Genomic DNA, 13,425 nt, shown 5'->3' on the forward strand with positions numbered 1-13,425 from the left:
CAAGTTTATGATTAATTAAAGTTTACTTCTTGCTTCTCCATGGTGAGTTCTTCCAACTCTTCTTTGGAGCCTACAATGATGGTATCGTAACTACGCATACCTGTTCCGGCTGGGATTCGGTGACCTACGATCACGTTCTCCTTCAGACCTTCCAAGGTATCTACTTTACCGCTAACAGCAGCCTCGTTCAGTACCTTCGTGGTTTCCTGGAAGGAAGCCGCAGAGATAAAGGACTTAGTCTGAAGCGAAGCACGTGTGATACCCTGAAGTATTGGCGTAGCCGTAGCAGGTACCGCATCACGAGCTTCCACCAGAGCCTTGTCTTCTCGACGCATGATAGAATTCTCATCTCTCAAATCACGAGGAGATACGATCTGACCTTCTTTCAGATTCTCGCTATCACCAGCATTCTCTACTACTTTCATACCGAAGATCTTATCGTTCTCCTCCATGAAGTCGTATTTGTGAACTAACTGATTCTCCAGGAAGACCGTGTCTCCCGGATCAACGATCTGCACCTTGCGCATCATCTGACGAACAACTACTTCAAAGTGTTTGTCATTGATCTTCACCCCTTGCAGTCGGTAAACCTCCTGCACCTCGTTCACCAAGTATTGCTGAACGGCAGATGGACCTTCAATTCGAAGGATGTCGACTGGAGTGATTGCTCCATCCGACAGTGGCATTCCGGCCCGTACGTAGTCATTTTCCTGAACAACGATCTGGTTGGACAGTTTGACCAGGTACTTTTTGATCTCACCGATCTTAGACTCGACGATGATCTCACGGTTACCACGCTTGATCTTACCAAATGACACTACACCGTCAATTTCTGATACAACCGCAGGGTTAGATGGGTTACGAGCCTCGAATAGCTCGGTCACTCGTGGAAGACCACCAGTAATATCACCAGCCTTGGCGGATTTACGTGGAATCTTAACCAGGATCTTACCTACCTTGATCTTCTCATTGTCATCCACCATTAGGTGGGCTCCAACGGGCAAGTTATATGAACGGATTACCTCTCCTTTAGTTCCAAGGATCTGCAGGGTAGGAATCTTCTTTTTATCACGTGATTCGGAAATAACTTTTTCCTGGAATCCGGTCTGTTCGTCTATCTCTACTTGGTATGTTATACCTTGTTCGATATTTTCATATTGGATCTTACCGGCAAACTCGGAGATAATAACACCATTATAAGGATCCCATTGACAAACTACATCCCCAGTCTTCAGCTTCTGACCATCTTTCACAAAAATGGTAGAACCATAAGGAATATTGTTTGTGCTCAGGGTAATACCAGTCTTCTCATCGACCAACTTGATCTCAGAAGTTCGGGAGATTACGATATCTACCTTCTTACCTTCTGCATCTTCTCCCTTAACTGTTTTCAGATCCTCGATCTCTGCTTTACCATCAAATTTGACAACAAGCTTGTTCTCTTCAGAGATGTTACCCGCAATACCACCCACGTGGAAGGTACGCAGAGTTAGCTGTGTTCCGGGCTCACCAATGGACTGGGCAGCAACAACGCCAACAGCTTCTCCTCTTTGAACCATCTTGTTAGTAGCCAGGTTACGTCCGTAACACTGGGCACAGATTCCTTTCCTGGCCTCACAGGTCAGGGCAGAACGCACTTCGATAGATTCTACTGGAGAGGCGTCGATGATCTCGGCTATCTCGTCTGTGATCTGCTGACCAGCAGAAACCAATAGTTCCTCGGTCAACGGATCGTATACATCGTGCAGAGAAGTACGGCCCTTGATTCGCTCGGCCATACGTTCAACGACTTCGTCATTTTTCTTCAATGCAGAAACCTCAATACCTCTTAACGTGCCACAGTCCTCCTCATTGATGATCACATCTTGTGAAACATCTACCAGACGACGGGTCAGGTAACCTGCATCAGCCGTTTTAAGGGCGGTATCGGCAAGTCCTTTACGAGCACCGTGAGTAGAGATAAAGTATTCCAGAATCGAAAGTCCTTCTTTAAAGTTAGACAGAATCGGGTTCTCAATGATCTCCCCACCTCCGGCACTGGATTTCTTAGGCTTGGCCATCAGTCCACGCATACCGGTCAACTGACGAATTTGCTCCTTGGATCCCCTTGCACCGGAATCCAGCATCATATATACGGAGTTAAACCCTTGTTGATCTTCCCGGATACGCTTCATGGAAAGCTCCGTGAGCTCAGCATTAGTAGCGGTCCAGATATCGATCACCTGGTTGTAACGCTCGTTATTGGTAATCAGACCCATGTTGTAATTCCCGATGATCCCGTCAACCTGTTGGTTGGCGTCATCGATCATGGTCTGTTTCTCGGCCGGGATAATGATATCACCCAAGCTAAAGGATAGTCCTCCTTCAAAGGCGAATTTGTACCCCAGGTCCTTGATCTCATCCAGGAACTCGGCGGTCTCCGGTACAGAAGTAACCTTCAGGATGTTACCGATAATATCACGAAGTGACTTCTTAGTCAGTACTTCATTGATGTAACCGGCCGCCTCAGGCACCTTGTCATTAAAGATCACACGACCAACAGTTGTTTCGATCAATTGGTTGACCAACTCGCCTTCTTCATTGAAGTCCATGGTGCGAACACGGATATTGGCATTCAGATCTACCTTTCTCTCGTTGTAGGCAATAAATACCTCTTCGGGAGAATAGAAGGTCAAGCCTTCACCTTGAACTACGTGATTCTTAGTCGACTTACGAGACTTGGTCATATAGTACAGACCTAGTACCATATCCTGAGATGGAACCGCTACCGGAGATCCGTTAGCAGGGTTCAGGATATTGTGAGAAGCCAGCATCAACAATTGTGCTTCTAAGATCGCTTCTGGTCCAAGCGGAAGGTGTACTGCCATCTGGTCACCATCGAAGTCGGCGTTAAAAGCCGTACAAACCAATGGGTGAAGCTGGATGGCCTTACCTTCGATCAGTTTAGGTTGGAAAGCCTGAATCCCTAATCTGTGCAGGGTTGGGGCCCGGTTCAATAATACCGGATGTCCTTTCAGGACATTCTCCAGGATATCCCAAACTACAGGTTCCTTCTTGTCGATGATCTTCTTGGCAGACTTAACTGTCTTAACAATACCACGCTCGATCAGTTTTCTGATCACAAATGGCTTGTAAAGCTCAGCCGCCATATCTTTTGGAATACCGCATTCATACAGCTTCAGCTCTGGACCTACAACGATCACAGAACGCGCTGAATAATCTACACGCTTACCGAGTAGGTTCTGACGGAAACGTCCTTGCTTACCTTTCAATGAATCGGAAAGGGATTTCAACGGACGGTTGCTGTCGGTCTTCACGGCAGAAGACTTACGGGTATTATCGAACAGGGAGTCTACGGACTCCTGCAGCATACGTTTTTCGTTTCTCAAGATCACTTCCGGAGCCTTGATCTCCATCAATCGCTTCAGACGATTGTTACGGATGATCACTCGACGATACAAGTCGTTAAGGTCGGAAGTAGCGAATCGACCACCATCCAGTGGTACCAATGGACGCAATTCTGGTGGAATAACCGGCACCACTTTCATGATCATCCATTCTGGGTTGTTCTCTCGGTTGTGCTGAGCATCTCGGAAAGCCTCTACCACTTGCAGACGCTTCAGGGCCTCAGTCTTCCTTTGTTTGGAAGTTTCGTTATTGGCCTTGTGGCGCAACTCGTAGGACAACTCATCCAGGTTGATACGTTGCAACAGATCGATCAAACAATCGGCACCCATCTTGGCGATGAATTTGTTTGGATCGCTGTCTTCCAGGTACTGATTCTCTGCCGGAAGGGCATCGATGATATTCAAGTACTCTTCCTCAGTCAGGAAGTCCATCTTCTGAACAGGCTCTCCTTCCTCGTTAGTAGCGATACCCGGCTGAATGACCACATAACGTTCGTAATAAATGATCATATCCAGTTTCTTGGATGGCAATCCAAGCAGGTAACCGATCTTATTTGGTAAAGAACGGAAGTACCAGATATGCGCTACAGGGACAACCAGGTTGATGTGGCCTACGCGATCGCGACGTACCTTCTTCTCGGTAACCTCGACACCACAACGGTCACAGACGATTCCTTTATATCGGATTCGCTTATATTTTCCACAGGCACATTCATAATCTTTCACGGGACCAAAGATCCGCTCACAGAACAAACCATCTCGTTCTGGCTTGTGAGTACGGTAGTTAATGGTCTCCGGCTTAAGCACTTCCCCTTGTGACTCGGCCAGGATGGACTCCGGAGAGGCCAACCCGATTGAGATCTTGTTGAACTTAACTGCTGTGTTTTCCTTATTTCTAGCCATAATAATATAAACTATCTTGTTAACTATTTGAGGCATTCCCTCGCTGCCTCAGGCGAAAACAAACTGTGAAACAGTCGCTACTCTTCGAAGCGAACATCAAGACCAAGGCCTTTCAGTTCGTGCATCAATACATTGAAAGATTCTGGCAATCCAGGTTCTGGCATTGGCTCACCTTTTACGATAGACTCGTAAGTTTTAGCTCGTCCAACAACATCATCTGATTTTACCGTCAGGATCTCACGTAGTGTGCTGGATGCACCATAGGCCTCGAGAGCCCAAACCTCCATCTCACCAAATCGCTGACCACCAAATTGTGCCTTACCTCCTAGAGGTTGCTGAGTGATCAGGGAGTATGGTCCGATAGAACGTGCGTGCATCTTATCGTCTACCATGTGACCCAGTTTCAACATATAGATAACTCCTACGGTAGCCGGTTGATCAAATCGATCTCCCGTTCCACCATCATATAGATAGGTATGTCCGAATTGAGGAATACCGGCTTCTTCTGTCAGCTCGTTGATCTGATCCAGAGAAGCTCCATCAAAAATTGGAGTGGCAAACTTGCGACCCAGTTTTTGACCTGCCCATCCAAGTACGGTCTCATAGATCTGACCGATATTCATACGCGATGGTACCCCTAGTGGGTTCAACACGATATCGACAGGAGTTCCGTCTTCCAGGAATGGCATATCCTCTTCCCGAACGATACGGGCAACAATACCCTTGTTACCGTGACGTCCGGCCATTTTATCTCCAACCTTCAGTTTTCGTTTCTTGGCGATATACACCTTGGCCAACTTCAGGATACCAGCAGGAAGCTCATCTCCAACAGAGATGGTGAACTTCTCACGTCTGAGGTTACCCTGCAGATCATTCTCCTTGATCTTATAGTTGTGCATCAGGTCTGCAACCAAGGCATTGGTCGCTTTATCTGTTGTCCAGGTTCCTCCGGTCAGGTGGGTGTAATCATCCACCGCGTTAAGCATCTTCAGGGTGTATTTCTTTCCTTTCGGGAAGACAACTTCACCTAGATCATTGCTTACTCCCTGAGCAGTCTTACCACCAACGATACTGAACAATTTCTCGACCAAAACATCCTTCAATTCCTGGAACTTGGTCTCGTATTTCAGTTCCAGTTCGGCGATATCCTCTTTATCCTTGGCTCGTTTGCGCTTGTCCTTGATAGCACGGGCAAACAGCTTCTTATCGATCACCACACCATTCAAAGATGGAGAGGCTTTCAAAGATGCATCCTTTACATCACCAGCCTTATCACCAAAGATGGCACGAAGAAGTTTCTCTTCCGGCGTTGGGTCGCTTTCTCCTTTTGGAGTAATCTTCCCGATCAGGATATCTCCAGGCTTGACCTCTGCACCAATACGGATCATACCGTGCTCGTCCAGATCCTTGGTCGCTTCTTCAGAAACGTTAGGGATGTCGTTGGTCAATTCTTCATTACCCAATTTAGTGTCTCGCACTTCGAGTGCGTACTCGTCAATGTGGATGGAGGTAAAGATATCCTCACGAACCACTTTTTCAGAGATCACGATAGCATCCTCGAAGTTATACCCCTTCCAAGGCATAAAGGCTACCTTCATGTTTCTACCCAGAGCCAGCTCACCACTTTCGGTAGCATAACCCTGACAAAGCACCTGACCCCTGTTCACTCGGTCACCCTTGCGGACGATCGGTTTTAGGTTGATAGAGGTACTCTGATTGGTCTTGCGGAATTTGATCAGATCATAAGTCTTGGAATCTCCATCAAAGCTCACCATACGCTCCTGGTCTGAACGATCGTAGCGAATGATGATCTTATTAGCATCCACATACTCAACTTCCCCATTTCCTTCTGCGTTGATCAGTACTCGGGAATCCGAGGCGACCTGACGCTCCAATCCGGTTCCAACGATAGGCGAATCGGCGATCAACAGTGGTACCGCCTGACGCATCATGTTGGATCCCATCAGGGCCCGGTTCGCATCATCGTGCTCCAGGAATGGGATCAAGGATGCAGAGATGGACGAGATCTGGTTGGGAGCAACGTCTGTATAGTGAACTTCTTTTGGATCGACCACAGGGAAGTCACCTTCCATACGGGCAATTACCCGGTCAGAATCGATGGTTCCATCTTTCTTTAACGGGATGTTCGCCTGGGCGATCAGTTTTTCTTCTTCTTCCTCTGCAGACAGATAGATCGGCTCATTCTTCAGATCGATCTTACCTTCCTCCACCTTGCGGTAAGGCGTCTCGATGAATCCGAGGTTATTCACCTTGGCGTATACAGATAATGAAGAGATCAGTCCAATGTTCGGCCCTTCAGGGGTCTCAATTGGACAAAGTCTTCCGTAGTGAGTATAGTGAACATCACGTACCTCGAAACCGGCACGCTCACGGGACAGACCTCCAGGTCCAAGGGCAGAAAGACGACGCTTGTGCGTGATCTCGGCCAAGGGGTTGGTCTGATCCATGAATTGAGACAACTGGTTGGTACCGAAGAAGGAGTTGATCACCGAAGACAATGTCTTGGCGTTGATCAGATCGATCGGGGTAAATACCTCGTTGTCACGAACGTTCATACGCTCACGAATGGTTCGGGCCATACGGGCCAAACCAACACCGAACTGAGAACTTAACTGCTCACCAACGGTACGAACACGTCGGTTGGAGAGGTGATCGATATCATCGATCTCTGCCTTGGAGTTGATCAGCTCGATCAAGTATTTAATGATGGTAATGATATCTTCTTTGGTCAGGATCTGCTTGTCCATTTCGATATCAAGACCTAATTTTTTGTTCATTCGGTATCGTCCTACCTCACCCAGATTGTATCGCTGGTCTGAGAAGAACAGTTTGTTGATGATACCACGAGCAGTCTCTTCATCGGGCGGCTCGGCATTACGCAACTGACGGTAGATATGCTCAACCGCTTCTTTTTCCGAGTTGGTTGGATCCTTCTGCAGGGTGTTGTGAATAATGGCATAGTCAGCCTGCAGGTTATCCTCCTTGTGAAGCAGGATGGTGGCCGAACCAGAATCGAGAATCTCCTCGATGTGCTCTTTTTCCAGAACAGTATCCCGATCCAGAACTATCTCGTTCCGTTCGATGGATACAACTTCTCCCGTATCCTCATCTACGAAGTCCTCATGCCAGGTCTTCAAGACACGTGCAGCAAGCTTGCGTCCCATGAACTTCTTCAGTCCGGTCTTAGTGGCTTTCACCTCCTCTGCCAGGTCGAAGATCTCCAGGATATCCTTATCCCGCTCAAATCCGATAGCACGGAAGAGTGTGGTAACAGGTAATTTCTTCTTACGATCGATATAGGCGTACATTACGCTGTTGATATCGGTCGCAAATTCTATCCAGGATCCTTTGAATGGAATTACCCTGGCTGAATAAAGCTTGGTTCCGTTGGCGTGGAATGACTGGCCAAAGAAAACCCCCGGTGAACGGTGTAACTGGGAAACAACTACACGCTCTGCTCCATTGATACAAAATGTACCACTTGGAGTCATGTAAGGGATGGTTCCCAGGTAAACGTCCTGCACGATGGTTTCGAAGTCTTCATGCTCCTCATCGGTACAGTAAAGTTTTAATCTTGCCTTAAGCGGCACGCTATAGGTTAACCCTCGTTCTATACATTCCTGGATGGAATATCTTGGCGGATCTACAAAGTAGTCCAGAAATTCAAGTACGAACTGATTGCGGGTGTCTGTGATTGGGAAGTTTTCCATGAAGGTCTTGTAAAGCCCTTCATTGCCTCTCTCCTCTGATTTGGTCTCCAGTTGAAAAAAATCCTGGAAGGATTTGATCTGGATGTCTAAAAAGTCGGGGTAATCCGGCCTGTTTTGTACTGAGGAAAAATTCAGTCTTTCTGTTTGCGTTGCGGACATCGATGGACGGAAATTTAATTTATTACTCGGTGAGTGCGTATACTCGAAAAAATAGAAACCTTTATATACGCAAAATGGTTTAGGTCTTTTCCCGCTTGGGAGAAAGACCTAAACCTTAAGGTTTGGTAGCCAGGAGCTTATTTAAGCTCAACCTCGGCTCCAGCTTCTTCCAGCTGAGCTTTCAGTGCCTCAGCCTCGTCTTTGGCAACACCTTCCTTGATTGGAGATGGAGCGTTGTCAACAAGGGCTTTAGCATCTTTCAGACCTTGACCAGTAAGTTCTTTAACCAGCTTTACAACAGCCAGTTTAGAGGCACCAGCGGCCTTCAGGATTACGTCGAACTCAGTTTGCTCCTCAGCAGCGTCACCACCACCAGCAGCACCACCACCAGCAGCTACAGCAACTGCAGCAGCAGCAGGCTCGATACCGTACTCCTCTTTCAGGATATCAGCTAGTTCGTTAACCTCCTTTACGGTCAGGTTAACCAATTGTTCTGCGAAATCTTTTAAATCTGCCATTTTCTATCGTTTTAATAAAATTTTTATCTCTTGTTAATTAGTGCTTAATGCTATCCTTCCTTTTCGGAAAGTGTCTTTAGAATACCAGACAGTGTTCCTCCTCCTGATTTCAGGGCAGAGATAACATTCTTGGCCGGAGACTGTAGCAATCCGATGATCTCACCGATCAGCTCTTCACGCGACTTGATCTCAACCAGGGTCTCTAGTTGATCATCACCAATGAAGATGGCTTCTTCGATAAAAGCACCTTTCAATAGGGGCTTTTCGGATTTTTTACGGAACTCCTTGATTACTTTGGCTGGTGCATTACCAGCCTCTGCGATCATCAGGGAGGTGTTTCCTTTAAGTACGGTGCTCAAGTCACCAAAGTCCTTATCGGAACTCTCCATGGCCTTGGCCAATAGGGTATTCTTTACTACGCTTAGACTTACACCGGCTTTAAAACAAGCACGACGCAAGTTGGAAGTTGTACCTGCATCCAAACCTGAAATGTCCGCCAGATAGATGTTCTGGTTATCGGCCAGGGTTGCAGTCAACTGCTCAATTACTTTTGATTTTTCTTCTCTAGTCATAATCGGTCAATGTTACTGCTTAGTTATTCAGGTCTTTAGCATCGATTTGAATCCCTGGGCTCATAGTGCTTGACATGAAAATACTCTTGATGTAAACACCTTTTGCAGCCTGAGGCTTCATCTTTACCAATGTAGATAACAACTCTTTCGCATTTCCGGCGATCTTCTCAGCATCGAATGATGCTTTTCCGATAGCGGCGTGAACGATACCGGTCTTGTCAACCTTGAAATCGATCTTACCTGCTTTTACGTCAGAAACAGCCTTAGCGACGTCCATGGTCACCGTACCGGTCTTTGGGTTTGGCATCAAGCCACGAGGTCCCAGGATACGTCCCAGGGGTCCTAGTTTACCCATTACACTCGGCATGGTCACGATCACGTCGACATCGGTCCATCCTCCTTTGATCTTATTGAGGTATTCGTCTAGTCCAACATAATCTGCACCTGCAGCCTGAGCTTCGGCCTCCTTATCTGGAGTTACCAGAGCCAAAACCTTTACGTCTTTACCAGTTCCGTGAGGAAGGGTCACAACTCCACGTACCATTTGATTGGCTTTACGTGGGTCAACGTTAAGACGTACGGCCAGGTCAACAGAGGCATCGAAATTTACGTTGGTAATTTCCTTGACTAAAGCAGAAGCCTCAGAAACGGAATAAGCCTTACCAGCCTCAACCTTTCCTTTGGTCTCCTTTTGCTTTTTAGTTAATCTTGCCATTTTAATAGTTACTTTTCTCGATTAAAAAGGTGCACTACCTTTTACTTTAACTCCCATAGAACGCGCCGTACCTGCAACCATTTTCATGGCAGACTCTACAGTAAAGGCATTCAGGTCAGGCATCTTGTCCTCAGCAATCGCTTTTACTTGATCCCAGGTAATTGTTCCTACCTTTCTCGCATGAGGCTCACCAGAACCTTTTTTGAGTTTGGCAGCTTCAAGGATCTGCACTGCAGCTGGAGGGGTCTTAATGACGAAGTCGAAAGACTTGTCCTTATAGACCGTGATCGCAACTGGAAGCACTTTACCTTGCTTATCCTGAGTTCGAGCATTGAACTGCTTACAGAACTCCATGATGTTAACACCGGCAGCACCTAAAGCGGGTCCAACTGGAGGAGAGGGGTTAGCCGCACCACCTCGGACCTGTAACTTCACGACTTTGTCTACTTCTTTTGCCATTGTTTAATAATTAACATTCGGTCGATTCTATTTTGGAAGCTTAGAACTAACCTATTATATAGCGTAACAACTAAATTTTTTCTACCTGCATATAGCTGAGCTCCAATGGAGTCTTCCTACCGAAGATCTTCACCATCACTTCCAGCTTACGCTTCTCCTCGTTGATCTTCTCTACCGTTCCGTTAAAGCCATTAAATGGCCCATCGATAACTTTGACGGTCTCGCCGATCACATAAGGGATATTAATATTATCGTCCTGAACAGCCAATTCGTCAACCTTACCTAACATACGGTTCACTTCTGATTGTCTCAGCGGCACCGGATCACCTCCCTTGGTTTCTCCCAGGAATCCGATCACTCCGTTGATGGACTTGATGATATGAGGGATCTCACCAGCCAAACTGGCCTGGATCATGATATATCCAGGAAAGTAGACACGCTCTTTGTTGATCTTCTTTCCGTTACGGATCTGTATCACTTTCTCTGTAGGAACCAGCACCTGCTCGATGTAATCTTCCAGGTTCAGACGCTTGACCTCATTCTCGATGTAGGACTTGATCTTGTTCTCCTGGCCGCTTACCGAGCGAACCACATACCACTTTTTTGTACTCTTTGTTTCGGTCATCTTGGTGTTTACTTAGGATTTGATCCAATCAAAGTAAAGACTGATCACTCGACTGAAAACGGTATCAACTCCCCATACAGCCAAAGCCAAAATAACGGAAAAGGCCGCAACAACTACGGTCAGTTTCTGAGCTTCTGCCCAACTTGGCCAGCTTACGTGATTTCTCAGTTCGTTGTATGATTCCTTGATATATTCTACCATCTTCTTAATTTTTATTCGGGAGTCATTCCGGTATCTCTCCCGGCCGATCTCCTTTGCACGGGTTGAGAGACTCGAACTCCCGACACCTGGTTTTGGAGACCAGTGCTCTACCAACTGAGCTAAACCCGTAAACAAAAGTCAAGGCGCCTTGCTTTGGCAAGGCACCTTTGGACTGTTATATATAAACTGTTATTAGTCTAAAATTTCAGTTACCTGACCAGCTCCTACAGTACGTCCACCTTCACGGATAGCGAAGCGAAGACCTACGTTCATAGCGATAGGTTGGATCAGGTCAACAGTAATGGTCAGGTTGTCACCAGGCATTACCATCTCAACTCCGTCAGGCAGGTTGATGTTTCCTGTTACGTCAGTTGTACGTACGTAGAACTGAGGACGATAGTTGTTGTGGAAAGGAGTGTGACGACCACCTTCTTCTTTCTTCAGGATATACACCTCAGCTTTGAACTTGGCGTGAGGAGTAACAGAACCTTGCTTACAGATAACCATTCCACGACGGATATCAGTCTTCTCAATACCACGCAGTAGGATACCTACGTTATCTCCAGCTTCACCACGGTCTAGGATCTTACGGAACATCTCAACTCCAGTAATAGTAGAAGTCAGTTTCTCAGCTCCCATTCCGATGATGTCTACAGGATCTCCGGTGTTAGCAACTCCAGTCTCGATACGACCAGTAGCAACTGTACCACGTCCAGTAATAGAGAATACATCTTCGATTGGCATCAAGAAGTCTTTGTCAACTTCACGAAGAGGCTCTTCGATCCAAGTGTCAACAGCTTCCATCAACTCAAGTACGGTATCAACCCACTTCTGCTCCCCATTCAGGGCACCAAGTGCAGATCCAGCGATAACAGGACCGTTATCTCCGTCGTACTCGTAGAAGTTCAATAGATCACGAACTTCCATCTCTACCAGCTCGATCAATTCTTCGTCATCAACCATATCCACTTTGTTCATGAATACAACGATACGAGGAATACCAACCTGACGTCCAAGAAGGATGTGCTCGCGAGTTTGTGGCATTGGTCCATCTGTAGCAGCAACAACCAGGATTGCACCGTCCATCTGAGCAGCACCAGTTACCATGTTCTTTACATAGTCGGCGTGACCTGGACAGTCAACGTGAGCATAGTGACGATTTTGAGTCTGATACTCAACGTGTGAAGAGTTGATAGTGATACCACGCTCTTTCTCTTCTGGCGCGTTGTCGATCTGGTCGAACGAACGGGCTTCAGAGTAACCTGCATCTGCCAAAACTTTTGTGATAGCAGCGGTCAAAGTAGTTTTACCGTGATCTACGTGTCCGATAGTACCCACGTTTAAGTGAGGCTTCGACCGATCGAATGTTTCTTTTGCCATTTTAGTATTAATTTAATCTTAGTTATATATCAGTGTTTAATCGATTGAGCCAATGACGGGATTTGAACCCGTGACCTCTTCCTTACCAAGGAAACGCTCTACCCCTGAGCTACACCGGCTTTCAGGTCGCAATTGCGGGCCAAACGATTCGTTTAGCACCAAAAACTCCAAGGCTGCAACCGGAACAATCCTTGAAGTTTTTTAGAGCGGGAGACCGGGTTCGAACCGGCGACATTCAGCTTGGAAGGCTGACGCTCTACCAACTGAGCTACTCCCGCTTATGCTGTTCCTGAACTTGTCAGAAATACCTTCAATATTTCAAATAATTTTCACGCCAATGCCTGAAAAATGCGTGCAAAGATAATGAATAATAATGACGTCTCAAAATTAGACAGGGGTTTTGCACGAGGTGATTTCTCACCCTGTTCACTGTAAAGTGAACAGCGTTCAAGCACTCTCAGGATTACCTCGCTAGCGCTCGGTGATCCGTTCGGGTGCCCCGAACGCAAAATCAAAATCGTTTCCTTACATGAGCGAGCTCCTGACAGAAACTACTTTTGATTTTGTGTGGGGAGAGCAGGATTCGAACCTGCGAAGGTAAAAACCAACAGATTTACAGTCTGTCCTCGTTGGCCGCTTGAGTATCTCCCCAAATATGTTAAAGAACTTTATAATTCTGAGCCGATGGAGGGACTCGAACCCACGACCTGCTGATTACAAATCAGCTGCTCTAGCCAGCTGAGCTACATCGGCAT

At 46.7% G+C, this 13,425-nt stretch carries 9 protein-coding genes and 5 tRNA genes; all 14 read right to left on the reverse strand.

Annotated features, from left to right (window positions below):
- Positions 1–11: 11 nt before the first annotated feature.
- The 14 genes from rpoC to BST85_RS07900 all read right to left on the reverse strand — a co-directional run bounded on the left by rpoC (position 12) and on the right by BST85_RS07900 (position 13,423).
- Entirely contained in the window at positions 12–4,310 is a 4,299-nt protein-coding gene (gene rpoC / locus BST85_RS07835; protein ID WP_104813946.1) for a DNA-directed RNA polymerase subunit beta', read from the reverse strand.
- Positions 4,311–4,387: 77 nt separating this feature from the next.
- The gene (rpoB, locus tag BST85_RS07840; protein WP_104812745.1) at positions 4,388–8,200 is read right to left on the reverse strand and encodes a DNA-directed RNA polymerase subunit beta; all 3,813 of its coding nucleotides are present in this window, start codon (positions 8,198–8,200) and stop codon (positions 4,388–4,390) included.
- A 137-nt stretch (positions 8,201–8,337) separates the two neighbouring features.
- Positions 8,338–8,718, reverse strand: coding sequence for a 50S ribosomal protein L7/L12 (gene rplL, locus BST85_RS07845; protein ID WP_104812746.1), 381 nt, complete (start codon positions 8,716–8,718; stop codon positions 8,338–8,340).
- Positions 8,719–8,768: 50 nt separating this feature from the next.
- The gene (gene rplJ / locus BST85_RS07850; protein WP_104812747.1) at positions 8,769–9,290 is read right to left on the reverse strand and encodes a 50S ribosomal protein L10; all 522 of its coding nucleotides are present in this window, start codon (positions 9,288–9,290) and stop codon (positions 8,769–8,771) included.
- A 19-nt stretch (positions 9,291–9,309) separates the two neighbouring features.
- Complete coding sequence (gene rplA / locus BST85_RS07855) at positions 9,310–10,005, reverse strand: 50S ribosomal protein L1 (RefSeq protein WP_104812748.1); 696 nt, start codon at positions 10,003–10,005, stop codon at positions 9,310–9,312.
- Positions 10,006–10,026: 21 nt separating this feature from the next.
- Positions 10,027–10,464 carry a 50S ribosomal protein L11 gene (gene rplK, locus BST85_RS07860; RefSeq protein WP_104812749.1) on the reverse strand — a complete coding sequence of 146 codons (438 nt, stop codon included), beginning with the start codon at positions 10,462–10,464 and terminating at the stop codon, positions 10,027–10,029.
- Between the two features lie 70 nt (positions 10,465–10,534).
- On the reverse strand, positions 10,535–11,089 hold the full coding sequence (gene nusG, locus BST85_RS07865; protein ID WP_104812750.1) for a transcription termination/antitermination protein NusG: 555 nt from the start codon (positions 11,087–11,089) through the stop codon (positions 10,535–10,537).
- Positions 11,090–11,101: 12 nt separating this feature from the next.
- Entirely contained in the window at positions 11,102–11,290 is a 189-nt protein-coding gene (secE, locus tag BST85_RS07870) for a preprotein translocase subunit SecE (RefSeq protein ID WP_104812751.1), read from the reverse strand.
- Between the two features lie 56 nt (positions 11,291–11,346).
- Positions 11,347–11,419: transfer RNA gene (locus BST85_RS07875), tRNA-Trp, on the reverse strand.
- A 63-nt stretch (positions 11,420–11,482) separates the two neighbouring features.
- Positions 11,483–12,670 (reverse strand): elongation factor Tu, encoded by a 1,188-nt coding sequence (tuf, locus tag BST85_RS07880; RefSeq protein ID WP_104812752.1) that lies wholly within the window; start codon positions 12,668–12,670, stop codon positions 11,483–11,485.
- 47 nt (positions 12,671–12,717) lie between these two features.
- A tRNA-Thr gene (locus tag BST85_RS07885) sits at positions 12,718–12,789 on the reverse strand.
- An 86-nt stretch (positions 12,790–12,875) separates the two neighbouring features.
- Positions 12,876–12,948 (reverse strand) — tRNA-Gly (locus tag BST85_RS07890).
- A gap of 290 nt (positions 12,949–13,238) precedes the next feature.
- Positions 13,239–13,321, reverse strand: a tRNA-Tyr gene (locus BST85_RS07895).
- Between the two features lie 28 nt (positions 13,322–13,349).
- Positions 13,350–13,423: transfer RNA gene (locus BST85_RS07900), tRNA-Thr, on the reverse strand.
- Between the last annotated feature and the right edge of the window lie 2 nt (positions 13,424–13,425).

This window comes from Aureitalea marina (genome assembly GCF_002943755.1).
GTDB lineage: Bacteria > Bacteroidota > Bacteroidia > Flavobacteriales > Flavobacteriaceae > Aureitalea > Aureitalea marina.

Excerpts from the sequence above, each read along its gene's own strand:
- rpoC (WP_104813946.1), bottom strand. The coding sequence starts at position 4,310 with ATGGCTAGAAATAAGGAAAACACAGCAGTTAAGTTCAACAAGATCTCA.
- rpoB (WP_104812745.1), bottom strand. The coding sequence starts at position 8,200 with ATGTCCGCAACGCAAACAGAAAGACTGAATTTTTCCTCAGTACAAAAC.
- rplL (WP_104812746.1), bottom strand. The coding sequence starts at position 8,718 with ATGGCAGATTTAAAAGATTTCGCAGAACAATTGGTTAACCTGACCGTA.
- rplJ (WP_104812747.1), bottom strand. The coding sequence starts at position 9,290 with ATGACTAGAGAAGAAAAATCAAAAGTAATTGAGCAGTTGACTGCAACC.
- rplA (WP_104812748.1), bottom strand. The coding sequence starts at position 10,005 with ATGGCAAGATTAACTAAAAAGCAAAAGGAGACCAAAGGAAAGGTTGAG.
- rplK (WP_104812749.1), bottom strand. The coding sequence starts at position 10,464 with ATGGCAAAAGAAGTAGACAAAGTCGTGAAGTTACAGGTCCGAGGTGGT.
- nusG (WP_104812750.1), bottom strand. The coding sequence starts at position 11,089 with ATGACCGAAACAAAGAGTACAAAAAAGTGGTATGTGGTTCGCTCGGTA.
- secE (WP_104812751.1), bottom strand. The coding sequence starts at position 11,290 with ATGGTAGAATATATCAAGGAATCATACAACGAACTGAGAAATCACGTA.
- tuf (WP_104812752.1), bottom strand. The coding sequence starts at position 12,670 with ATGGCAAAAGAAACATTCGATCGGTCGAAGCCTCACTTAAACGTGGGT.